16 protein-coding genes are annotated in these 25,063 nt (G+C 31.2%); 7 read left to right on the top strand and 9 right to left on the bottom strand.

The window, feature by feature from the left end; genetic code table 11:
• The first annotated feature begins 75 nt into the window (after positions 1-75).
• Positions 76-1,077, top strand: a complete 1,002-nt coding sequence (locus tag BLU40_RS12920) for a c-type heme family protein (RefSeq protein WP_090124232.1) — start codon at positions 76-78, stop codon at positions 1,075-1,077.
• Here BLU40_RS12920 and BLU40_RS12915 read toward each other — a convergent pair whose 3' ends face one another.
• Both BLU40_RS12915 and BLU40_RS17795 read right to left on the bottom strand, forming a co-directional pair.
• The gene (locus BLU40_RS12915) at positions 1,078-2,937 is read right to left on the bottom strand and encodes an ABC-F family ATP-binding cassette domain-containing protein (RefSeq protein ID WP_090124229.1); all 1,860 of its coding nucleotides are present in this window, start codon (positions 2,935-2,937) and stop codon (positions 1,078-1,080) included.
• A 75-nt stretch (positions 2,938-3,012) separates the two neighbouring features.
• The gene (locus BLU40_RS17795) at positions 3,013-7,509 is read right to left on the bottom strand and encodes a fibronectin type III domain-containing protein (protein WP_090124225.1); all 4,497 of its coding nucleotides are present in this window, start codon (positions 7,507-7,509) and stop codon (positions 3,013-3,015) included.
• Between the two features lie 134 nt (positions 7,510-7,643).
• On the opposite strand from BLU40_RS17795, the gene BLU40_RS12905 reads away from it, so the two are divergent.
• Genes BLU40_RS12905 through BLU40_RS12890 form a run of 4 tightly spaced genes read left to right on the top strand, consistent with a single transcriptional unit; the run spans position 7,644 to position 12,322 of the window.
• Complete coding sequence (locus BLU40_RS12905) at positions 7,644-9,320, top strand: ABC transporter ATP-binding protein (protein WP_090124222.1); 1,677 nt, start codon at positions 7,644-7,646, stop codon at positions 9,318-9,320.
• Between the two features lie 29 nt (positions 9,321-9,349).
• Positions 9,350-10,324 (top strand): tetratricopeptide repeat protein, encoded by a 975-nt coding sequence (locus tag BLU40_RS12900; RefSeq protein WP_090124220.1) that lies wholly within the window; start codon positions 9,350-9,352, stop codon positions 10,322-10,324.
• A 4-nt stretch (positions 10,325-10,328) separates the two neighbouring features.
• Positions 10,329-11,102, top strand: coding sequence for a lipoprotein insertase outer membrane protein LolB1 (locus tag BLU40_RS12895; protein ID WP_090124217.1), 774 nt, complete (start codon positions 10,329-10,331; stop codon positions 11,100-11,102).
• Complete coding sequence (locus tag BLU40_RS12890; protein ID WP_090124215.1) at positions 11,102-12,322, top strand: murein hydrolase activator EnvC family protein; 1,221 nt, start codon at positions 11,102-11,104, stop codon at positions 12,320-12,322. Before BLU40_RS12895 ends, BLU40_RS12890 begins: the two co-directional genes overlap by 1 nt.
• Before the next feature lie 150 nt (positions 12,323-12,472).
• On the opposite strand, the gene BLU40_RS12885 is transcribed toward BLU40_RS12890, so the two are convergent.
• The 3 genes from BLU40_RS12885 to BLU40_RS12875 form a co-directional block, all read right to left on the bottom strand.
• The gene (locus tag BLU40_RS12885) at positions 12,473-15,079 is read right to left on the bottom strand and encodes a glycoside hydrolase family 3 C-terminal domain-containing protein (RefSeq protein ID WP_090124212.1); all 2,607 of its coding nucleotides are present in this window, start codon (positions 15,077-15,079) and stop codon (positions 12,473-12,475) included.
• Positions 15,080-15,279: 200 nt separating this feature from the next.
• Positions 15,280-15,786 (bottom strand): acyl-CoA thioesterase, encoded by a 507-nt coding sequence (locus BLU40_RS12880; protein ID WP_090124209.1) that lies wholly within the window; start codon positions 15,784-15,786, stop codon positions 15,280-15,282.
• A 66-nt stretch (positions 15,787-15,852) separates the two neighbouring features.
• On the bottom strand, positions 15,853-16,785 hold the full coding sequence (locus BLU40_RS12875; protein ID WP_090124206.1) for an HU domain-containing protein: 933 nt from the start codon (positions 16,783-16,785) through the stop codon (positions 15,853-15,855).
• Positions 16,786-16,881: 96 nt separating this feature from the next.
• Between BLU40_RS12875 and dprA the strand changes: the two genes are divergently transcribed.
• Positions 16,882-17,985 (top strand): DNA-processing protein DprA, encoded by a 1,104-nt coding sequence (gene dprA, locus BLU40_RS12870; protein ID WP_090124202.1) that lies wholly within the window; start codon positions 16,882-16,884, stop codon positions 17,983-17,985.
• A gap of 60 nt (positions 17,986-18,045) precedes the next feature.
• On the opposite strand, the gene BLU40_RS12865 is transcribed toward dprA, so the two are convergent.
• Complete coding sequence (locus BLU40_RS12865) at positions 18,046-19,599, bottom strand: sulfatase family protein (RefSeq protein ID WP_090124200.1); 1,554 nt, start codon at positions 19,597-19,599, stop codon at positions 18,046-18,048.
• Between the two features lie 152 nt (positions 19,600-19,751).
• Between BLU40_RS12865 and BLU40_RS12860 the strand changes: the two genes are divergently transcribed.
• Positions 19,752-20,378, top strand: coding sequence for an HAD family hydrolase (locus tag BLU40_RS12860; RefSeq protein ID WP_217633398.1), 627 nt, complete (start codon positions 19,752-19,754; stop codon positions 20,376-20,378).
• 1 nt (position 20,379) lies between these two features.
• Here the strand turns inward: BLU40_RS12860 and BLU40_RS12855 are convergent, their stop codons facing one another.
• From BLU40_RS12855 to mfd, 3 genes are all read right to left on the bottom strand, one after another.
• Positions 20,380-20,784, bottom strand: coding sequence for a hypothetical protein (locus BLU40_RS12855; protein WP_090124193.1), 405 nt, complete (start codon positions 20,782-20,784; stop codon positions 20,380-20,382).
• 62 nt (positions 20,785-20,846) lie between these two features.
• Entirely contained in the window at positions 20,847-21,707 is an 861-nt protein-coding gene (locus BLU40_RS12850; RefSeq protein WP_090124190.1) for a DMT family transporter, read from the bottom strand.
• Positions 21,708-25,040 (bottom strand): transcription-repair coupling factor, encoded by a 3,333-nt coding sequence (mfd, locus tag BLU40_RS12845; protein ID WP_090124187.1) that lies wholly within the window; start codon positions 25,038-25,040, stop codon positions 21,708-21,710.
• Positions 25,041-25,063: the final 23 nt, after the last annotated feature.

Genomic DNA, 25,063 nt, shown 5'->3' with positions numbered 1-25,063 from the left:
TTTAACGTAACAAAAGACACAGATTTATATATCCTTTTACCCTTAAATTTGCAGTATATTTTTGAAATTAAAATAATGAAAAAAGGAATTAAATTTGCCAAAATAAACTTAATTGTGCTATTAGTTTTTACAATGCTTTTTGGTTGTGAAAACCGAGCTAAAAAAGATATTTCAAAAAACGAAACTCCCGTAGCTAAAAATGAGCAGCTCGATTTGAGTAAAGGTTTTCAACTACTTGAGTCAAATTGTTTTGCGTGTCATAACCCAAAAAAAGTTATTGAAGGACGAATTGCTCCTCCAATGTCTGCAATTAAAGAGTATTATATTACCGAAAATAAAAACATTTCAGAAGAAGACTTTATAAAAAGTTTAATAATGTTTATTGAAAACCCAAATAAGGAGAATTCAAAAATTCCTGAAGCAATTGAAATGTATGGTTTAATGCCAAAAATGAACTTTACTGAGGAACAGGTTACACAAATTGCAAAATACATTTATCAATCAAAATTTGAAGATCCTGATTGGTACATAAAACATTTTCAGAATGAAAAATTTATGCACCTAGAAAATTTAAAAAACGAAGTTGTAAGTTATAAAGATCTTGGTTTGCAGTATGCAATGAAAACAAAAGCTGTTTTAGGTAAAAATTTAATTGCAGCACTAAAAAATAAAGGAACTAAAGAGGCTGTTGCTTTTTGTAATACTAGAGCGTTTAATATTGTAGACAGTGCAGGTACTGCTTTAAATGTAACTATAAAAAGAGTTTCAGACTTTCCGAGGAATGCCATTAATATTGCTAATAATAACGAATTAAATTTTATTTATAACGCTAAAAAGGCACTTGTTAATAAAGAAAAAATTACACCTTTAGTACAAGATATAGATAATAAAATGGTTGGTTATTACCCAATTGTAACTAATAAAATGTGTATGCAATGTCACGGTGAGCCTAACAGTCAAATTTTGTCTGAAACATTAACTAAAATAAAAGAATTATATCCAATGGATAAAGCAGTTGGGTATGGCGAAAATGAACTTAGAGGTATTTGGGTTGTTGAAATGAACAAGAAGGAATAATTAACCTTCCAATTTCATAGAAAGTTCAAACCAACGCTCTTCTTTTTCTTCAATAGAGTTTAATATATTTTGTAATTGAATGGAAACTTCGTTTATTTTTTCTCCTGCAATTTCGCCAGAAGCTAATGAATTTTCAATTGTAGCTTTTTCTTTGTTTAAGGTTTCAATATCCTTTTCAATAGAAGTAAACTCACGTTGTTCTTTATAAGATAGCTTTCCTTTTTTTTCTGTTTTTACTCTAGTATCTTCCTTTTTAACAGTTGTAGTTTCCTCTTTAGGTTTAGAATCTTCATAAACTCGATAATCTGTATAATTTCCAGGAAAATCTTCAATTACACCTTCACCTCTAAAAACAAATAGATGATCTACAATTTTATCCATAAAATAACGGTCGTGCGATACTACCATTAAACAACCAGGAAAGTCTAGTAAAAAGTTTTCAAGTACGTTTAGTGTTATAATATCTAAATCGTTTGTAGGCTCATCAAGTATTAAAAAATTTGGGTTTTGAATTAATACTGTACATAAATACAGTCGTTTTCGTTCACCACCACTTAGTTTTTCAACAAAATCGTATTGTCTTTTTCTGCTGAATAAGAAACGCTCTAATAATTGTGCAGCAGAAATACTTCTACCTTTTGTAAGCGGAATTTGCTCACCATACTCTTTTATAACCTCAATTACTTTTTGTCCAGGTTTTGGTGTAATTCCATTTTGCGTGTAATAACCAAATTTAACAGTTTCGCCAATAACAACTTTACCTGCATCAACAGGAATTTGTTGTGTTATTAAGTTTAAAAAAGATGATTTTCCAGTACCATTTTTTCCAATAATTCCAATACGTTCACCTCTTTTAAAAACATATTCGAACTTGTTTAAAATTACTAAATCGTCGAATTTTTTTGAAATATTATGAAGTTCAATAATTTTTGAACCTAAACGTGCCATATTTATTTCTAACTGAACCTGATGGTTATTTCTACGTTTATGCGCTTCTTCTTTTATAACAAAAAAGTCATCTATTCTACTTTTAGATTTAGTTGTTCGAGCCTTTGGTTGTCTTCGCATCCAATCTAATTCTTTTTTGAATAGGTTTTTTGCTTTTTCAACCGATGCTTGCTCTTGCGCAATACGTTCTTCTTTTTTCTCTAGAAAATAAGAGTAGTTACCTTTATAAGTATAAAGTTTTCCTTGATCTAATTCTATAATTTCATTACAAACACGTTCTAAAAAGTAACGATCGTGCGTAACCATAAATAGTGTAATTTTTTCTTTCGAAAAATAACTTTCTAGCCATTCAATCATTTCTAAATCTAAATGGTTTGTAGGCTCATCTAGAATTAATAAATCGGGTTTATGAATTAATATTATAGCTAATGATAAACGCTTTTTTTGACCACCAGATAGTGAACTTATTTTTTGATTTAAATTTTCAAGTTTTAACTTAAAAAGAATTTGTTTGTATTGTGTTTCAAAATCCCAAGCGTTATGCAATTCCATTTGCTCAAAAGCTTTTTGGTATGCTTGTTCGTTTTCAGGATTGTTTAGAGCTTTTTCGTAGGTTTCAATTATTTTTAAAATAGGATTATCCGAATTAAAAATTGCCTCTTCTATGGTGCTATTTTCATCTAGTTTATCTTCTTGAGATAAATAAGCTATTTTTAAATCTTTTCGGCAAATTACTTGTCCGGTATCCGTAGAGTCTAAGCCTGCAATAATATTTAACATCGAAGTTTTTCCAGTACCATTTTTTGCTATAAAAGCAATTTTTTGGTCTTTATTTATTCCGAAGGAAATACCGCTAAAGAGCTCAAGTTCTCCAAACGATTTTGATATGTTTTCTATAGAAAGGTAATTCATTAATAAGAATTTTGACAAAACTACATAAAAAAACCCGAGAAATTTCTCGGGTTTTAAAGGTTTATAAATTGTTTGTTATTGTTTAATAAACTTTTTACTCATTATTTCTTCTCCGTCGTTTACTTCAATAATGTAAATTCCAGGTTTTAAATTGCCAACATTAACAGTTTCACTTACGTTTCCTGTTTTAATAGTTTGCCCTAAAAGGTTTGTTAAACTATAAGTTGCTTCACTATTATAACTCATTCTAATAGTTAAAAATTCACCTTTTACAGGGTTCGGATATACTGTAAATTCATCAATGTCAAATTCACTTTCAGCAATATCGTTTAGAGATTTAATGTATTGAGTTCCATCTAATCCTCTACTGCTTCCTGTTCCAATAATACCCGAAATAGTTACTTGATCTATGTAAATATAATCTGAGTTTCCAGAGGCATCACATTGAAATCTAAATCTTGCATTTGATGCAAAGTTATAATTAGCTTTATTTAAAGTAACTGTTGCAGAGTAGAAACTATTATTGTTAAAGTCGGTTCCTCTTGCATAAGCTGCAACCGTGGTCCAAGATGAACCATTGTAATAACGAACCCAAAAATCTTCACCACTTTCCATACTTCTAGCATAGAAATAAAAGTTAATTTCAACAGAGTCATAAGGACTTACATCTACATTAGACAATGTCATTGCTGATGCAGCACCAGAATTATCTCTTATTCTGATTGAATATGTTCCTTCATACGACCTGCTTCCACCATATCTTGCAACGTCACTTCCACCATCAGCCCAGCCATCCCAGCCAGATTCAAAGTATCCTTGGTGTAAAATAGTAGTCGAATTTGTAGCACCTTCTAAAGTAGTCGCAGTTGCTGTATTACTATCTGCAGAGGTATTTCCTTCAGCATCTTTAGCTCTAACAGTAAAACTGTAAGTAGTATTTGCAGCTAAACCAGTTACTTGGTATGTTGTGCTTGTTGTTGAAGTTAATAAACTTCCATCTTGGTATACATCGTAACCAGTTACTCCAACATTATCAGTTGCTCCACTCCAACTTAAATCAATTGAATTTGAAGTTTCGTTGTTTGCAATTAAACTAGGTGCTGTTGGTGCTTGTGAATCTGGCGCTTCGGTAGTTACAGTTTCTGTATTACTGTCACCAGAAATATTGCCAGCAGCATCTTTTGCTCTAACAGTAAAGTTATAAGTAGTTCCAGCCGTTAATCCATTAGCTTGATATGTTGTGTTTGATGTGGAAATTACTAAAATACCATTTTGATATACATCATATTCTGTAACACCAACATTATCTGTTGAGCCGCTCCAACTTAAATCAACTGAATTTTGAGTTATATTACTAGCAATTAAACTAGGAGCAGTTGGCGCTTGTGTATCAGGAGCATCGGTTGTAATTGTTTCAGTATTACTATCTGCCGAGATATTACCAGCGGCATCTTTTGCTCTAACTGTGAAATTATACGTTGTTCCTGCAACTAAACCAGTTGCTTGGTATGTAGTATTTGTGGTAGAAGCGATTAAGGTTCCATCTCTGTAAATATCATATCCAGTTACTCCAACATTATCTATTGAGCCGCTCCAACTTAAATCAACTGAATTTTGAGTTATATTACTAGCAATTAAACTAGGAGCAGTTGGCGCTTGTGTATCAGGAGCATCGGTTGTAATTGTTTCAGTATTACTATCTGCCGAGATATTACCTGCAGCATCTTTTGCTCTAACTGTGAAATTGTATGTTGTTCCAGCTGTTAAACCAGTTGCTTGGTAGGTTGTATTTGAAGTTGATGTAATTAAAGTTCCATCTCTATAAACATCATATCCAGTAACGCCAACATTATCTGTTGAACCACTCCAGCTTAAATCTACAGTAGTTTCTGTAATATCGTTTGAAGTTAAACTTGGTGCAGTAGGAGCTTCAGTATCAGGACCAGATTCCATAATAACAACAGTATAATCTTCAACTTCACCATAAGTAAACGTTTCACAAGAAGAAGGAATTCCATTATATTTCATTGAAACTCTCATTGTTGTAGCTCCTGCGTTTGCAGATGAAGGAACCGTAAATGTTCCACTTACAGGTGTATTTCTTGTAGCAGCTTGAGTCCAAACTTGCTCGCCAGAATCATTAAAATCACCATCTTTGTTATAATCAATCCAAACAGAATAACCTTCACTATAAATAGTTCCTGTCCAAGTAGGTGTTACTGTTATTGTAACTGCTTCGTCTTTATTTAAATTTGTTGAAATTGAAGTATGGTCACTATAACCATTTCCAGATCCAGAAGAATTATCAATGGTTCCTATTTCAACTCTACCAATATATTCATCACTAACATTATTTCCTTTTGAAGTACAGTAAGTTAAAACTTGTTCTAAAGTAGTAAAGTTTACAGAAGAACTAAATACAGAGCTTCCGCTAGAACAAACACTTTGTACCTGCGCTTCATATTGAGTTAAAGTATTTAACCCTGTTATATCAAATGAAGTTGATCCAGTACTTTCTTGTGTCCAAGTAGATGTTCCAGTTTCTCTATATTGAAGAACATAAGTTGCTCCAGAAACAGCGCTCCAAGAAAGAGTTGCCCCAGTTGCTCCAACATTTGATGAAGCTAAATTAGTTGGTACAGTTGCATTACAAATAACCTCTTCTTCAATAGCAAAATTAGTGTTTGAAATATCAAAGAAAATATTATCAGCAGCTTCAACCTTAATTCTGTTTTGAGTTCCAATATTATTAGGAACCGTAATTTGTTGAGAACCATCATTAGCAACTCCTGCAGCTAGAGAGATTGGGAAGGTGTTACCTCCATCTGTTGATAATAAAACATTTACAGTTTGACAATTTACAGCACTTCCATTAGTTCCAGCAACATCCCAAGTAACAGTTTGTAATTGTCCTACATTCCAAGTTAACGATGAATTTGGAGCAGAAACTACAAATGGTCCAGCTGAACTATTTACAGTAACAACCATATCATCACTATTATTTGTTCCTCCACCAGCTACATTATCTCTAACTGTTAATCTGAAATTTAACGATCTTCCAACCGAAGGTACAGTTTCCCATTGTGTAGAGGTATTTCCGGCTAAAACTGTAGAAAGTTGTGGGAAAGTTCTTGTTTTTTCTGTTGAAGGACTAAAAGATCTAAATGCAACTCCTGTAGTTGCAGTTGTACTTGGGTAAGTAGATGAAGCGTTATTCTCATCCATTTGTTCCCAAACATAAGTTAAGTTATCTCCATCAGCATCTGTTCCGTCACCAGTTAAAATAAAAGGAGTGCTTTTTGGAATTGTATAATCGGAACCTGCTAAAGCAGTTGGTACATTGTTACCGGTATTAGTATTTGTTTGGCAACTAGTTGTTTTAACGTAGTTTGTTATTTGTTGAATTGTCATTGCATGGAAATACGGATCACTATGCGATTGTACGTCTGTTGCTCCAGTAATACCTGCATAACCCATAATTGTTGACCCACTACCAGGTTCAACCTGTGCGTTAGTACCTTCATTACCGTTAAATGTCCAAGTATGGTTACCGCCAAATTGGTGTCCTAATTCATGAGCAACATAATCTACATCAAAATTGTCTCCTTCTGGTACTGTATGAGAAGTAAAACCACTTCCTTTGCTGCCATCTACACAAACACAACCTATGCAACCTGCATTACCGTTGTTACTTCCGTTATGAACTAAGTGACCAACATCATAATTTGCTTCACCAATAACACTTGTTAATGTAGATTGTAATTGAGAATTTAAACTAGAAGTATAAGGATCGCTATTTGCAGATGTATAAATAACATCATCAGTATTTGCAATTAAGTTCATTGTAACACCAAAATCTATTTCAAAAATACCATTTACACGTGTCATAGTGGCATTTATTGCAGCTAATGCTTGTGCTTTAGTTCCTCCAAAATACTGTGTAAATTCTCCAGTTGCAGACATTGCCAAACGATATGTACGTAAAATTCCATCGTCTGCATTTGGTCTAGCTGTTAAACCAGATTTTATTTTATTAGATACGTTGTCTTTAACCAAGCATTCAAATTCATTTAACGATGCTGTTTTAGACTTTTTAGAATATACCATATAATCTTTAAGATCTTTAGAATATGGCTCCATAAAAACGGCATCTCTACCGCTTGTAAGTATCATACTTTTGAAACCTATAGGCGAAACGCTAAATCGGATCGTGGATGCTGGATTGTCTATTCCTTGTCCGGCATAAGATCTAATATTAGGAAATCTCGCCTGTAAATCTGGGTGCATTGTAGAGGCTTCGAATATTGTAAAACGCTCGAATTCTCCATTTGCATTAGGAAATTCGATAATAGTTGATGACTTTTGTAAATAACCTCCTCGTTTAGGAGATGTTGCTAAGGCAATTTTTAATTGATCTACATTTAAACTGAAAACTTTAAAATTGTTAGAGATTTCATTTTTGCCTTGTAAAGCTGTCGAAATGTTTTTAGAAGATGTACTCCACGGATTGGTTTGTGAAAAACCATAATTTAGAGTAAAAACAAAAAAACATAATAGTAGTTTTTTTAGCATAGTAAAATTTGATTAGGTTAGTAATTTTTTGTTTATCAAGGTATTAAATTAAATTTATGATAACAAATAAGTGTTAAATTTACATTTGTATTAGTTAATTCAGCAAATGTTTGAAAAGAATATAAAAGTAAATTATGTTGTTAAAAGTTGAAAATTTATCCATTTCATTTAAATCGAACATTGCAGTAAATAAAGTAGTGGAGGCTGTTAATTTTGAGTTGAATGAAGGTGATATTTTAGGAATTGTTGGAGAGTCTGGAAGTGGAAAATCTGTATCGTCTTTAGCTATTTTAGGGTTGCTTCCAAAAACGGCAATTGTAGAAGGTTCTATTATTTTTAATGAAAAAAATTTGGCAAAAACGTCAAATAAAGCATTTCAAAATATAAGAGGTAATCAAATTTCAATGATTTTTCAAGAACCTATGAGTTCGTTAAATCCGAGTTTAACTTGTGGCTTTCAGGTGATTGAAATTTTACTTCAACATAAAAAAATTACAAAGTTTGAGGCAAAAAAGGAAGTGATTGAATTGTTTAATAAAGTTAAACTTCCTAGAGCAGAGAATATTTTTAATCAATATCCACATCAAATTTCAGGTGGTCAAAAGCAACGAGTTATGATTGCGATGGCAATCGCTTGCAAACCTCAAATTTTAATTGCCGATGAACCAACAACTGCATTGGATGTAACAGTTCAAAAAGAAATAATTTTATTGTTGAAGGAGTTGCAGAAAGAAACCAATATGAGTATTGTTTTTATATCTCATGATTTGGCTTTGGTCTCTGAAATTGCTACAAATGTTTTAGTAATGTATAAAGGTAAAGTTGTAGAACAAGGGGCTGCCATTGAGGTGTTTAAAAACCCAACACATAATTATACAAAAGCACTTATAAATTCGAAACCAAATTTAAAAGAACGTTTAAAAAAGTTACCTACAGTTTCTAATTTTATTGAAAATACTATTGATACAACTGTTTATACTTCAAAAGAAAGAGAAGAATTTCATAAAAAAACATATAGCAAAAAACCATTATTAGAAATTAATGAGGTTGCCACTTATTTTACTGTAAACAGTAGTTTTTTATCTAGTAAAAAGCACTATGTAAAAGCTGTAGATAATGTTTCTTTTAAATTGTTTGAAGGCGAAACTTTAGGATTAGTTGGAGAAAGCGGTTGCGGAAAAACAACATTGGGTAGAACCATTTTACATTTAGAAAAATTAACTAGCGGGCAGTTTTTTTACAAACAAAAGGACGTTACAACGCTTTCAAAAAAAGAAATTAAGGCATTTAGAAAAGAAGTTCAAATTATATTTCAAGATCCTTTTTCATCTTTAAACCCAAGAATTCCTGTTGGAAAAGCTATAATGGAACCTATGAAAGTACACGGAATTTTAAATTCTTCAACAGAAAGAAAAGAATATGTACTAGATATTTTAAAACAGGTTGGGTTAAGTGAAGAGCATTTTTATCGTTATCCGCATGAGTTTTCTGGTGGGCAACGTCAAAGAATTGGAATTGCACGTACCATTGCTTTAAAGCCAAAATTAATTATTTGTGATGAATCTGTATCTGCTTTAGATGTTTCGGTTCAAGCACAAGTTTTAAATTTATTGAATGAATTAAAGCAGACTTTTGGGTTTACCTACATTTTTATATCGCATGATTTAGCGGTTGTTAAATATATGGCCGATCAGTTAGTGGTAATGAATAAAGGAAAAATTGAAGAAATTGGAGATGCAGATGAAATTTATAAAAACCCGAAAACAAGCTATACTCAAAAATTAATTGATGCCATTCCTAAAGGAATTTAAAAGCATTTAATTGTATATTGCACCTTAAAATGAAGCATAATTTTTTACATATTGTTTTTTTTATTGGAATGGTAAGTATTTCAATAAACTCTTGGGCGCAACAAAATGTTGAGGTTCCAAAAGTTAACGTTGAAGAAGAAAACGATTTAAAATTTCAAAGTTATTTTTTTGAAGCTTTAAAACAAAAAGCAATTAAAAACTACGATAAGGCTATTGAAAATTTAGAAAAAGGTTATGAAATTTATCCTTCGAGTGTTGCTGTTGAGTTTGAGTTTTCAAAAAACTTTTTATTAATAAAAGAATATGCTGAAGCTGAATTGTTTATAAATAAAGCATTAGATAAAGAGCCAAAAAATAATTTTTTATTAGCTCAAAAAGTTGCTGTTTTAAGAGCGCAACGAAAAACGAAAGAAGCTATCGAGGTTCAGAAAAAATTAGTAGAACTGAAACCTAAATGCGCCGATCAATTAGTGTTGCTATATATTAGAGATCAAAATTTTGTTGAAGCTGAAAAACTAATTTCAGAAATAGAAAAAAAAGCACTTACTACTAGAAGAATTAAATCGTATAAAAAGTTTATTGCAAGCAGGAAAAAGGCGTTTACAAAAAACACTAATGTTGTAAAACCAGCGTCAAATGATGTAAATATTGAAGATTTACGTTCTCAGTTTAAAAAAGGAAAGAGTTATAAAGCATTACTAACATTATTAAATAAAGAGGCAGAATTGCAAAATTACAAAGCTTTACTTATTGATGTTTCTCAAGGTTTGGAATTATTTCCGGCTCAGCCAGTATTATATAAGTTAAATGGTGTAGCGTTAAACAAGCTTGGAAAATATAATGAAGCAATTGACGTTTTAACACTTGGCATTGATTTTGTGTTTGATAATAACGCTTTGGAGGCAGATTTTTACAATCAATTAGCTTTTAGTTATACAAAACTAAACAACACCAAAGAAGCTTTAAAATACAAACAAAAGGCAGCAGCTTTAAACAAAGGTTAATTAAATGAAGATTTTTTATAAAACAGTACTATTATTTCTTTTAGTTTTTACATCGTGTAAAACACATAAATCTGTTACAAATAGTACAGTTAATTCTATTTCAACAAAAAAAATAATTTCTAACCATTACAATACAGCTTTTAAGCAAGAAACTATTTATGCTAAAATGAATGCTCGTTTTAAAGATAAAAAACGTTCGGTTTCTGTAAGTGTGCGATTGCGATTAGAAAAGGATAAAACTATTTGGTTAAGTGCTTCAAAAATTGGAATTCCGTTAGCTAAAGTAAAAATTACACCTACCAATGTTAGTTATTACGAAAAGTTAAATAGAACTTACTTTGATGGCGATTTTAGTTTATTAAGCAAGTGGTTGGGAACAGAACTGGATTACGAAAAAGTTCAGAATATATTATTGGGACAAGCGGTTTTAAACCTTAAAAAAGGAAAATACAATTCTAAGATTGTTGAAAATGATTATGAAATAAAACCAAAAAGAGAGAATGAATTGTTTAATATTTTATTTTTCTTGAATCCAGATAATTTTAAAATAAACAAGCAAGCAATATCAAACGATGAGAAAAAGCAAGTTTTAACGGTTTCTTATCCAAAGTATAAAAATATTGGTGGTGAGCAATTTCCAGAAAATATTAATATTGAAGCTGTTGATGATGCAGATTTAACAACTATTAATATTGAATATAAATCTGTTGAGTTTAATAAAGAGTTAACATTTCCATTTACAATACCAAGTGGTTATAAAGAAATTAGTTTAAAATAATGCGTTTCAACCCAAAACATCTATTATTCATTTTTGTAGTATTTATAGCTGTTCAAACTTCAGCTCAAAGAACTAAACGACAAGTTTTAGAGGCTAGGCGTGTACAGTTGCAAAAAGATAAAGTGTATATAAACGCATTGCTTTCTAATGCAAAACGTAAAGAAAAAAATTTAGTTGGAGAGTTAAACGATATTAAAGATAAAATTAAAATTAGTGAGGATATTATTTCTGTTATTTCTAGTGAAACCAAAGAGTTGGGGAATGAAATTTACACAAATCAGTTAGAAATAAATAAGAATAAAAGAGATTTAGAGGCTTTAAAAAAGGATTATGCCAATATGGTTTACAAATCTTACAAAAGTAAGTCTCAAAGCAATAGAATGATGTTTTTATTGTCTTCTGAAAATTTTTTGCAAGCATATAAAAGGTTTCAATATATGAAACAATACAATGCTTATAGAAAAACGCAAGGAGAGGAAATTCAACAAAAAACTGTAGAATTACAAACGTTAACAGATTCTTTAACGGTTAAAAAAAGTTTGAAACAAAGGTTATTAACCGATAAAAAAGAGGAGCAAAATTCTATAGAGAAAGAAAAGAAAACTCAAGAGGTTTTATTATCTCAAGTAAAGCAAAAAGAGAGTAAATATAAAAAGCAAATTGCTGGTTTTATTAAAGAAGAAAAGCGTGTTAATGCAGCCATAGAAAGATCTATTAGAGCGGCTATTGCTGCATCTAATAAAAAGGCGGGTAAAAAAAGTACTTCAGCAACATTTGCTTTAACTGCTGAAGCGAAAGCGTTGGCTTCAAAATTCACATCGAATAGAGGTAAATTACCTTGGCCAGTAGAAAAAGGTTATGTTTCTACGTATTATGGTAAACAGCCGCATCCGGTTGTAAAAACGTTAACTATACAAAGTAACGGAGTTAGAATTACAACAAATAAAGGCAGTAAAGCAAGAGCTGTTTTTGATGGTACTGTAATGGCTATTCAAATAATGTCTGGTAATAAAAAGGCAGTTTTAATTCAGCACGGTAATTATATAACTGTTTATAAAAACTTAGAAAATGTTACTGTTAGTAAAGGTTCTAAGGTTAAAACAAAACAATCTATAGGTACAATTTTTACTGATAAAATTACTTCAAAAACAATTTTAGATTTTGTATTACTTAAAAATACAACTACAGAAAATCCGGTAAATTGGATTTATAAAATGTAAATTTATTTAGAAATAGGGCTGTCTAAGAACTATTAAGCCGTCATTCTGAACTTGTTTCAGAATCTCATTACAATGGTTGTCAATCAGAATGAGAACCTGAAACAAGTTCAGGTTGACGAAACCTTAACTTGTTATTTTCTTAAGAACGTATTATTCAGACTTTGCAATGACTTTGGTAATTACAAAAGGTTTTTTATTTCCTGGAGGTATAATTTTTATTGATTTATGTTTTACCTTTCCATTAACTGTTTTTATTCTTAAACGAACAGGTTTACCATATTCTGGTGGAATTGGAATTTTAATTTGAAGTTTACGTTGATTATTCAAGATTGTATGTGAATCAATTTCTACACCAGACATTGAACTAACAATTTCAGCTTCTTTGCTAGCCTCGGAAAAGTTTAGTTCTGCATCCCAACTGCTTACATAAACTCCAGGATCAATAAACACAATTTCGTATTCTATCCATTCAAACTCAGTATCATTATTTTGATTGTTTTTTGTATTGCCAATACTATTACCAGCGTACAAATAATCCCAGTTTTTAGTACGGTTTTTATCTTTAGCATTAAAATAGCCACTTTTTTGTCCAACACTTATTTTTGGAATAGTACCGCCCTTAACCATTAATGTTTTTTGGGCTACTATCTTTTCACTTGATTGACCAATCAAAATTTCAAATTTTCCTTCCTCAACCTTAAACTCTTTTGAAGAAACATCGTAATAAGAAAATGCTTCGTAAGGCAAATTAATGCTTACTGTTTTACTTTCTCCTGCAGGTACATGAACTCGTTTAAACCCTTTTAATGATTTTATAGGAACTATATGTTCAGCTTCAACATCACGTACATATACTTGTACTATTTCATCACCATCCATATCGCCAATGTTAGAAACTTTAACATTAACTTCAAGATTATTCATAGGTTTAATGGTTTTTTTGCTTAATGTCAATTCTGAAATTTCAAATTGAGTATAACTCAACCCAAATCCGAATGGATATAGTGGATCTGTTTTAGAATACATATAAGTTCGACTAACTTCTGGGCCGTAATCATCTTTCCAGGTTTTTACATTATAATCATGCAAATGAGGTAATTGTTTTTCTGATTTTACCCAGGTTGTACTTAATTTACCACCCGGATTAACATCTCCAAACAATACATTAGCTAGTGCTGTACCTTGTTCTTGTCCATTTGGCCATGCGCAAATAATTCCTGGTAAATTTTCTTGTTCCCAACCAATGGAAGTAGAGCCACTAGGAACAAGTACTAATACTACATTTTTATTAACTGCGCTAACAGCTTTAATTAGTTGATGTTGGTTGCCAGGTAGTTTTAAAGAAAGTCTGTCACGTGTTTCTGTAGCTGTTGATTCATCGTTTCCTACAACCAGAACAACTGTATTTGCTTTTTTTGCAATTTCCACAGCTTCTGCAATCTTTATTTGATCATCATCTGCACCTGTAACCGAGCATCCTTCAGCATAGTTTACTTTGCCATTTACACTTTTTTGAATTCCTTCAAGCGGTGTAATTTTACTTTTTGGGTTTCCCGAGTAAATTCCTAACCAACAACGATCTGCAAAAGGACCAATAACAGCTATATTTTTAATATCCTTTTTTAAAGGCAGAATATTATTATTTTTTAATAGAACAATAGATTGTTCAGCTGCTTTAAGAGCAATTTTTTTATGAGTTTCACTTTCAAGAACACTTTTAGGGATTTTGGAATAAGGATTGAGTGAAGGGTCGTCAAAATCACCTGTCATAAAACGTAGTCTTAAGAGTCTTTTTACAGAAACATCTAATTCCTCTTCTGTTAATAAACCTTGTTCAATAGCTGGTTTTAATGCTGTAACAAACGGCGCCGGTTTTGTTTTATGTCTGTAGCATTCTTGATCAATTCCAGATTTAATTGCCATTGCAGCAGCTTCTTCTTGTGTTTTTGCAAATCGCATACGTTTTTCTAGTCCTTGTACGGCAGCCCAATCAGCAATTACGTAACCTTTAAAACCCCATTCTTTTCTCAAAACATCGTTTACCAACCAGTTATTTGCAGAGCAAGGAACTCCATTTACGCCATTTAAACCAGTCATAATTCCTGTTGCTTCTTCATCTATAATACAAGTTTTGTAAGCAGGGAAATAATACTCGTACAAGTCAATATCTCTAACAAGCGAATGACTGAACTCTCTACGTTTTTCAACATTGTTTGCTACAAAATGTTTTACTGTAGTTACGGTTTTTAGATATTTGGGGTCGTTACCTTGCATACCTCGCACGTACATACGTGCAATTTCAGACATTAAAAAAGGATCTTCACTATAACACTCTTCGTTTCTTCCCCAACGAGGGTCACGAGCCATATTTACAGTTGGTGAGAACATCATAACTTCTTTCTGTCCTTGATTTTTTAAAGCACGGGCTTCGTTCGAAATAGCGGTAGCCACATCAAACATTAAATCGGGATTCCAAGTAGAACCTAAAGCTATATTTTGAGGGAACTGCGTGCAATTCCAAGCTTTTAAGCCGTGAAGAGCTTCTCCATACCATTCGAAATTTGGTATGTTTAACCGTTCAATTGCAGGAATACGTGAGCCGCAATAACTAACTTTTTCTTCAAGAGTCATTTCTTTTAACAAGCTTTCAACTCTATCGTCAATTTTTGCATCTGGATTTTTCCAAACTTGTGCGTTTAAAACTGAAGTTCCAAGAATAATGAAAAACAAATAGGTGTATATTGTTTTATTGGTCATAATAATTAATTTAAAATATTTCTATTTCAAAGCTAACTATTGAAAATTCAAAAGTGGTAAAAAGGGTATGGACAAAATAAGGACAAGTCTCTATTTTGTTAAGAAATAGTACAGATTAACTCAAGATTGTTACTCCTGCGAAGGATGAGCTTATAGTAAAGAAAATAATGGATACCTGCCTACGCAGGTATGACAGAAGGTTAATTAAATAATGCTTTTAGCTCGGTAGCGTCATCGGCTTTCATTTTACCAGCTAATATTAAACTTAGCTGTTTACGTCTTAAAGCTCCTTCAAAACGAGATGTTTCTAATTCGGTTTCTGGTTTAATTTGAGGTACTTGAACAGGATGTCCCATATCATCAACAGCAACAAACGTATAAATACCTTCGTTAACTTTAGTTCTGTGTTGAGATTCTCTGTCTTCAATCCAAACATCTACATAAACCTCCATAGAAGATTTAAAAGCTCTGGTAACTTTAGCTTCTAAAGTAACAACACTTCCTACTGAAACAGCTTTTGAAAAAGCTACGTGATTTACTGAGGCGGTAACAACAATTCGGTGCGAATGTCTACGTGCAGCAATACTACAAGCTCTATCCATTCTTGCTAATAATTCGCCACCAAATAAATTTCCTAGCGGATTGGTTTCTCCAGGTAATACAATATCAGTTAATACAGTAAGCGATTCTTTAGGTGTTTTTACCATTGCAAAATGTTTTTTGCAAAGATATATCTATTTTAAGAAATTAGAATAATAGTATTTAAGTATTATTTAGTACTCTTTTACTAGCAACCAAGCGTCTTTAGACTCAGATTTTTTAATAGCATTTAATTGGTTAATAGCTTCGTTTCTAGAGTTAAAACTAGCGTAAGCAACCTGTGTTAAATTCCATTTGTTTAAACCTAAAATTTTAGCACTATAACCTTTGCTTATTAATTCTTGTAATTTTTTCTCAGCATTTTCAGCTTCTCTAAAAGCTCCGGCAACTACATGAAAGTTTTTAGTTTCTTTAGTAACGTTTAAGGTAATGGCAGGTAAAGGGTTTTCAATAATAAAAGTAGCTTCTTGAATTTTTTTATCAACTTGTTGTTGCTCAATTTCAGCTTTTGCAACTAAATTATTGTGTTCAAATTTTTGAAATTGATTCCATCCAACACTTCCTAATGCGAAAATAATAGCGGCAGTTGCAGCATATTTTATAAATGCAGGTGTTCTACGTTTGTTTTCTTCAGAAGGTAAAATTGGAGCTACGGTTTCTAATTTTCTAACTTGCTCTTTATAAGTTATTCTTTTAACAGCTGGAGACACGTATGAACTTAAACCAAATGATGAGGTTAAGTAATTAACCGTGGTATCTGGTTCAAAAAGTAATTTGCCTTCTTTATTTAAAGTTAAGCTACCAATTTTTTCAATTTGAAGCTCGTCATAAGCAAGCGTACATTTCCAATCGTTAATTTGTTGGTTAATGTAGTTTAACGCTTTTTCGTATGATATGTTTTGGGCTGTAGCAATGTAATTTGCTAATAAACCATCGTTATTTTGTAAATGTGCATTAAAAGATAACTCTTTACTAGGTGCATAAAATGTATGCGTGTAGTTGTTAACTTTTGCTGAAATTTCTTTAGTTACAAAACCTCCAAAATTTGGTATAATTACACATTCGTAACGGTATAATAAATCGCTTATGTAGTTGGCTAATGTCATCAAAACAAATATAGATTAAAAGCAAGATAATTTTAAAGAGTTATTAAAAATTTTATTAACAATAATTTTATATATTGAAACTCAAATTGTTAAAATATGCTAGAAGAAGATTTACGCTATATTTTGGCCTTACAAAGGGCTAAAGGAATTGGCGATACCAATGCTAAAAAGTTAATAGCGCACTGCGGAAGTGCAAAAAGTGTGCTGAATGAAAAGAAACAAAACATCGAAAAAATTAATGGAATAGGTAGTTATAAAACCAAACATTTATTCGATAAGGAGAATTTAATTGAGGCAGATAAAGAGCTAAAATACATTCAGCAAAATAATATTGAAGTTAATTATTTTTTAGATGAAAATTATCCAGAAAAATTAAAACATTGTGTAGATGCGCCTATTTTAATTTTTAAAGATGGAAATATAAATTTTAATTCTCAACCAATAATTAGTATTGTAGGTACTCGAAAAATTACGAGCTACGGTAGAGCTTTTTGTGAAGATTTAATTGCCAACTTGAAAGAGTTTGATCCAATAATAGTAAGCGGTTTTGCTTATGGTGTAGATATTTGTGCGCATAAAGCAGCTATAAAAAACAAATTACAAACAATTGGAGTTTTGGCACATGGATTTGAAGAGATTTATCCTAAATCACATAAAAAATATGTTTCAGAAATAAATGAAAATGGTGGCTTTATAACCGATTTTTGGCATAATGACGAACTAATTCGGGAGAATTTTTTAAAACGAAATAGAATAGTAGCGGGTATTTCTGAAGCAACTATTGTTATAGAATCTGCAGATAAAGGAGGTTCTTTAGTTACTGCAGATATTGCAAACTCTTACAATAGAGATGTGTTTGCTGTGCCAGGAAGAACAACGGATACTTATAGTAAGGGTTGTAACGATCTAATTATGAGAAATAAGGCGGCTATTTTAAACTCTGCAAATGATTTAATTGAAATGTTAAATTGGCGTTCTAGTGAAAAAGAACAGAAAGTAATTCAAAAACAGTTGTTTGTAGAGCTAGATGAAACAGAGCAATTAATTTATGATTTTTTACTAGAAAATGGAAAAGAACTATTAGATGTAATTTCAGTTAATTGTAAAATGCCTATTCATAAAATAGCTTCGATATTATTTAATCTTGAAATGAAAGGTGTTGTAAAACCATTGCCTGGTAAAGTATTTGAAGCAATTTAAAAACAAAAAGCCCAGCTTGTTAAAACAAGCTGAGCTTTTTAGAATTATAAATTTTGAATGTTATTTTAATTTAACTTCTTTAATTTCTTCTTTTTCTGTACCTCTAATTGCGGTGTAACTGGCAATCATTTCAGCTAATTTATCAGGATTTGATGTAGCAAGGTTTTTTTGTTGACTTCTATCGTCTTTAATATTGTATAGTTGGTAATCGCTAGAATTTCCAATTTCAATATTAACTTCTTTTAAAAGGTGACTTCCTTTGTATGGAGGAATTAAAGCCCAATCACCATTACGGTAAGCAGTTTTTCTGTTTGCTTCTAATACTAAGTCTTTTCTAGCAGTTTTGCTCTTACCCATAAATGCATCTAAAATATCTTGACTATCATCGGTAGTAATATCACTACCAACTAATTTTGAAATTGAAGACAATAAATCTAATTGACAAACTAAAGCATCAGATACTGTTGGTTGAATTTTTCCTTTCCAGTAAGTTATAAATGGAACTTTAGTACCAGCTTCAAATAAACTGTATTTACCACCTCTTAAACCTCCTGTTGGAGTATGTTTTCCTAATTTTTCAACTGCATCATCAAAATAACCATCATTTAAAACAGGACCATTGTCACTTGAGAATACAATTAATGTATTTTCTAATAAACCTTCTTCTTCTAATGTTTTAATGAATTCACCAATACACCAGTCAGCTTCAACAATTACATCTCCACGAGGTCCCATTCCAGATTTTCCGACAAATCTTGGGTGAGGTGTACGTGGTACGTGTGGTTGTTGCATTGCGTAGTATAAAAAGAAAGGTTCGTTTTTATGTTGTTTCACATAGTTTTGAGCCCCTTTTAAAAAATGGTCTGCCATATCTTCATCAGTCCATTTTGCGGCTTCTCCACCTTTCATGTATCCAATTCTTGGAATTCCATTTACAATAGTGCTATTGTGTCCGTGGTGCCATTTCATTTTAGTTAACTCAGGATTGTCTTTACCAGTTGGCTGACCTTCAAAATTGTTTTTGTAGTCAATTTTAATAGGATCATTTTTGTCTAAACCTACAACATCGCCATTTTCAATATATACAGTAGGAACACGATCTTGTGTTGCTGCCATAATATAAGCATAGTCAAATCCAACTTCATTTGGTCCAGGTGAAACTCTTTCGTTCCAGTTTACCATACCAGATCCTAGACCTAAATGCCATTTACCAACAATACCAGTATGGTATCCTTTAGTTTTTAACATTTTTGGAATAGTAGTTTGCTCTGTAGAAATAATTAACGGTGCGGTTCCTGGTAAAATTTTAGCTTGTTTGTTTCTCCAAGGGTAAACTCCCGTAAGTAATCCATATCTACTTGGTGTACATGTTGCCGAAGTAGCATATCCGTTTGTAAATCTAACACCACCATTAGCTAATTTGTCAATGTTTGGCGTGTTAATTTCTGTTGCGCCGTTAGCGCTAACATCTCCGTAACCTAAATCATCAGTGTAAATTACAACAATGTTAGGTTGTTTCTTAGTTTCTTTTTTAGCTTCAACAGGCTTTGCGTCTTTACAGCTAATTACTATTGAAACCATTAATAAGGTTAAAATTGTGCTTAAATATTTCATAATTGATTTATAAATGTAAAAAATACGTTTAATTGAGTTTTGTAAAAGTAATAATTTTATTTTAAACGTATTGAAAGTAATTTTTATAAATTATTTTATACATCATAAATAATTATTAAGAATTGATAAATAACAAGGTCTAGAACTAATTTATGGTTAATTTTACAGCATATTTAAAAATTATGATTAAAATACCTTCAACTGCTAAAGCGCTTATTTTTGATTTGGATGGAACATTGGCAGATACTATGCAAAACCATTTTCAAGCTTGGCGAAGAGCTGTATCTCCTTTTGGTATAGATTTTACTGCTGAACTGTTTTTAAGTTTAACAGGAATGTCGCGTTGGGCAACAATTGAAAAGTTGAATGAATTATATAATACTTCAATGAATGTTCAGGAAGTTGGGAAATTAAAAGGTGAATATTTTCATGAGGTTTCGCATTTAACTAAAGAAATTGAAGTTGTTGCAAATGTTGTTAGGCAATATTTTGGTGTTTTACCAATGGCTATTGGAACAGGTAGTACTGGTGGAGGTGCAAAGCAAACCTTAGATATAACTAATTTGAAGCAATATTTTGATATTGTAATAACATCAGATGATATTACAAAACCAAAACCTCACCCTGAAACATTTTTAAAATGTGCAGAGTTAATGAGTGTTGATCCAAAAGACTGTCTTATTTTTGAAGACGGAATTTTAGGTATACAAGCTGCCAAAACTGCAGGAATGCAAGTTATAGATATAAACGACTATTTTAAAATTGAGTTTAAAATCTAATTTATTCTACATTAAATGCGATAGGTGAAAAATAATTTAGATTTATAAAGCCATTATTTTCTATTCTATATTCAATGTATTCTTCTGATGGTATTAGTTTGGTTTCTTCAGTATTTAAAATAATCGATTCTTTAAGTTCTGGTAATTGTTTTTTATAGCTAAGTTGCTTTTTTGTGATATCTAATTCTTCTTTTAATTCCTTAACAATATCTTCAGAAAACGTAAGTTTTTCAATAGGTTGTTGCTGTTCTTGTAATTTACTATTACAGCTTAAAAGTGTTCCACTGAGTGCAATTGATAGTGCAAGAAAAGTTAATTTGTGAAATTCGTTTTCCCTAATATTTTTTCGAAAAAAGGTATTCCGAAAAAGGGTACAATTAATTGAATTTTTTAAATATTTACTCATAGCATAAGTTTTTAATAAAACAGCAAATATTATGCCAAAAAGTTAATTTTTTGTTAAGAAAGTTAACTTTTTCTCGAAGTGAAACCTTCAATAACAACAGTGGTTAAAATTAAAATTCCACCAATTATAGTTTTTGAAGCTGGTATTTCGTGCAAAAAAATGAGGCCGAAAATAATTCCAAATATAGGGCCAATGCTACTCATAATACTCACTGTACTAATGGTAAAGTTTTTAAAAACGCCCACAAACATACTATGTCCAATTGCAGTTGTAATTAATGCTAAACCAAGTAATTGAGCCCAGTCTGATGTTTTTGGATTAAAGTTGAATGTAAAAAACACAGGCCAAAGTAAAGCTAGAATTACTAAAAGCTGGTAAAACATAACTTTTGAACCATTAAAATGCGATAAATTCTTTTTTGTAAGAATATTTCTTAACGAATAAAAAACTGCTGAAATTACTCCCCATATTACTCCTTTTGTGTAATTATTATCTAGATTCATTTCTGGGGTTAAAAAGTAGATTCCAACTAAAACTAAAAGACCTAATAATAACTGAATTTTGTTCAACTTAGATTTGAAAAATAAAGGCTCTAATAAAGCTGTAATTACAGGATACGTAAATAGAGAAAGCATTCCAATTGCTACGTTTGATAGTTGTAGCGAATAAAAATAAGTTACCCAATGTGTCCCAAGAAAAAAGCCACTAATTATAAGATTATAGCCGTCTTTTTTGTTTTCAATTTTAAAGCTGTATTTTTTGTGCCAACAGTATGCACCAATAAATATAGTGGCAAAAAAACATCTCCACCAAATTGTAATAGAAGGTGTTAAAGATATTGCTCTTCCAAAAACACCGGAAGTACTAATAAACATTACAGCAATGTTTAATTCTAATATGTTTTTTAAATGTTGGTTTTTCATTTAAATTTTTTGAAGTTCGCTTAGTGCTTTTTCAACAGAATCAATACGTATAAAAGTTAACAATAAACGTAAACCGCTTTTTGTTTCTTTTTCTTTCATAACACAAGTTGTTGGGTTGCTTTGTACAAATTTTAAAACTTGTGTAAAAGTTGGTGTGTTGTAAAACTCACTTTGTTGATTTGACAAGAAATAGCAAATCATTCTTTTTTTCTTCAAAATTAAACGTTCAATACCTAAGTTTTTAGCTATCCATTTTATGCGAACACTGTTTAATAAATCAACTACTTGAGTTGGTAATTCGCCAAAACGGTCTATTAATTCTTTTTCAAATTGAAGTAATTCTTCTTCGGTTTTTAAAGTAGCTAACTCGTTGTATTGATTTAATCTTTCTGAAATTACATTGATATAGTCATCTGGGAAAAGAATTTCAAAATCAGTATCAATCTGAATTTCTTTTACATACTCTTTTGGTTTGTCAGTTTTTTCTCCTTTGTATAGCTCTTTAAACTCGTTTTCTTTCAATTCTTCAATGGTTTCATTCAGTATTTTTTGATACGCATCAAAACCTATGTCATTAATAAAACCACTTTGTTCACCGCCTAATAAATCTCCAGCGCCACGAATTTCTAAATCTTTCATAGCAATGTTAATTCCACTGCCTAAATCGGTAAACATAGAAATGGCTTCAATACGTTTTCTAGCATCATCACTCATCATATGATATGGCGGAGTAATAAAATAACAGAATGCTTTTTTGTTAGATCTACCAACACGCCCTCGCATTTGATGAAGATCGGATAGTCCAAAATTATTTGCATTGTTAATGAAGATTGTATTTGCGTTTGGAACATCTAAACCACTTTCAATAATGGTTGTTGAAACCAATACATCAAATTCGTTATTAATAAAAGCTAGCATTAATTCTTCTAACTTTTTACCGTCCATTTGTCCGTGACCAATACCTATTTTAGCATCAGGAACAAGGCGTTGTAACATTCCAGCAACTTCTGTAATGTTTTCTATTCTATTATGAATAAAAAATGCTTGCCCTCCACGTTGAATTTCATAACGAATAGCATCTCTAACAGTTTCTTCAGAAAAACGAATAACATTACTTTCTATAGGAACTCTATTTGGAGGTGGTGTATTTATAACCGATAAATCACGCGCTGCCATTAAGCTAAACTGTAAGGTTCTTGGAATTGGTGTTGCGGTTAAAGTTAATGTGTCAACATCTTCCTTTATGGTTTTTAACTTGTCTTTTACGGCAACACCAAATTTTTGTTCTTCATCAATAATAAGTAAACCTAAATCTTTAAATTGAATTGAATTATTGGTTAATTGATGTGTTCCAATTACAATATCTACACTTCCATCAGCTAAGCCTTCAATAACACCACGACGTTGTTTTGCGGTTCTAAATCTGTTTAAATAATCTACCGTAACTGGGAAATCTTCTAAACGCTTTGTAAAAGTTTTAAAATGCTGAAATGCCAAAATAGTAGTTGGTACTAAAATGGCAACTTGTTTACCATTGTCTACAGCTTTAAATGCAGCTCTAATGGCAATTTCAGTTTTACCAAAACCAACATCGCCACAAACTAGTCGATCCATTGGTTGTTCGCTTTCCATATCCTTTTTTACATCTTGGGTAGAAGTAAGTTGATCTGGAGTATCTTCGTATAAAAAACTAGCTTCTAATTCGTGCTGTAAATAACTATCTGGATTGTATTGAAAACCTTTTTTAATTTTACGTTTTGCATATAGTTCAATTAAATTAAATGCAATATGACGAATACGTGTTTTAGTTTTTTGTTTTAGTTTTTTCCAAGCACCCGAACCTAGTTTATATAATTTTGGTGCTGTACCATCTTTACCAGAATATTTGCTAATTTTATGAAGCGAGTGAATACTTATGTATAAAATATCTCTCTCGCCATAAATAAGTTTTATAGCTTCTTGCTTGTTACCTTCAACATCTATTTTTTGTAGCCCACCAAATTTTCCAATTCCGTGATCTATATGTGTAACAAAATCTCCAACTTCTAAATTGGTTAATTCTTTTAATGTTATTGATTGTTTTTTGGCGAACCCATTTTTAAGTCTAAACTTATGGTAGCGCTCAAAAATTTGATGATCTGTATAGCAAACCATTTTATTTTCAACATCAATAAAACCTTGATATAGTGGAAAAACAATGGTTTTGTATGTTAACTCTTGCTCTACATCCTTAAAAATTTCATCAAACCTATCTGCTTGTTTTTGAGAATCGCAGAAAAGATAATTGTCAAAACCTTTTTCTGTGTTTTTTAGAAAATCTTCAATTAATAAATCAAATTGTTTGTTAAATGAAGGTTGAGGTTTTGTGTTAAAAGAAATATTTTTTTCTGAAGTTTTTAAGGTTGAAAATTCAACAAAAGAAAGTTCTTTTAATTGATTTTCAATAAGCTCACCATTACAAAATAATTCAGTTGGTTTTGAGTGGTTTATAGCTGTGTTTAGCTTTTCAAAAGCATCTTCTGCTTTTAAAAATAGTTTGTTTAGTCTACTTAATAAAAGGCTTTTGTTTTTAGAAAAAACAATGGTATCGTTAGCAATGTATTTTATAAAGTTTTCTCGTTTTTCATCCAATGTTTTGTCTTCAACATTTGGTAGAATACTTATTTTCTTTAATTTTTCGGTAGATAATTGCGTTTCTACATCAAAAGTACGTATGCTATCAACTTCATCACCAAAAAATTCAATTCTATAAGGCTCATCGTGCGAGTATGAGAAAACATCAATAATTCCGCCACGAACAGAAAAATCTCCAGGTTCGGTAACAAAGTCAACTCGATTAAAATTATACTCGAATAATGTTTCGTTTACAAAATCGAGATTTAAATCGTCACCTACATTAATTTTAAGTGTGTTTCTATTTAACTCTGCTTTGGTAACAACCTGTTCAAATAGCGCATCAGGATATGTTACAATTAACGCTGGTTTTTTTCTTGAATTGATTCGATTTAGAACTTCAGAACGTAATAAAACATTAGCGTTATCTACTTCTTCAATTTGATAAGGTCTTCGGTAAGAACCAGGATAAAAAAGCACATCTTTTTCGTTTAAAAGATTTTCAAAATCGTTTAAATAATAAGCGGCTTCTTCTTTGTCGTTAAAAATTAAAAGATAAGGTTTCTCTAGACTTTTAAAACTTTCTGAAATAACAAAAGACAATGACGACCCAACCAAATTCGAAATTTGAAGATGACATTTTTGTTGTGAAAGTAAGGGAGCTAACTGTTTCTGCTGAACAATTTGCTCGTAGTTTTTAAGTATAGTTTGTTTGCTCAACTATTTTAAATTTTGTCAAAGGT

The sequence above is a fragment of the Lutibacter oricola genome, assembly GCF_900106565.1.
Lineage (GTDB): Bacteria > Bacteroidota > Bacteroidia > Flavobacteriales > Flavobacteriaceae > Lutibacter > Lutibacter oricola.
Note: the sequence above shows the minus strand (reverse complement) of the source record. Positions and strands in the feature narration are given on the sequence as shown.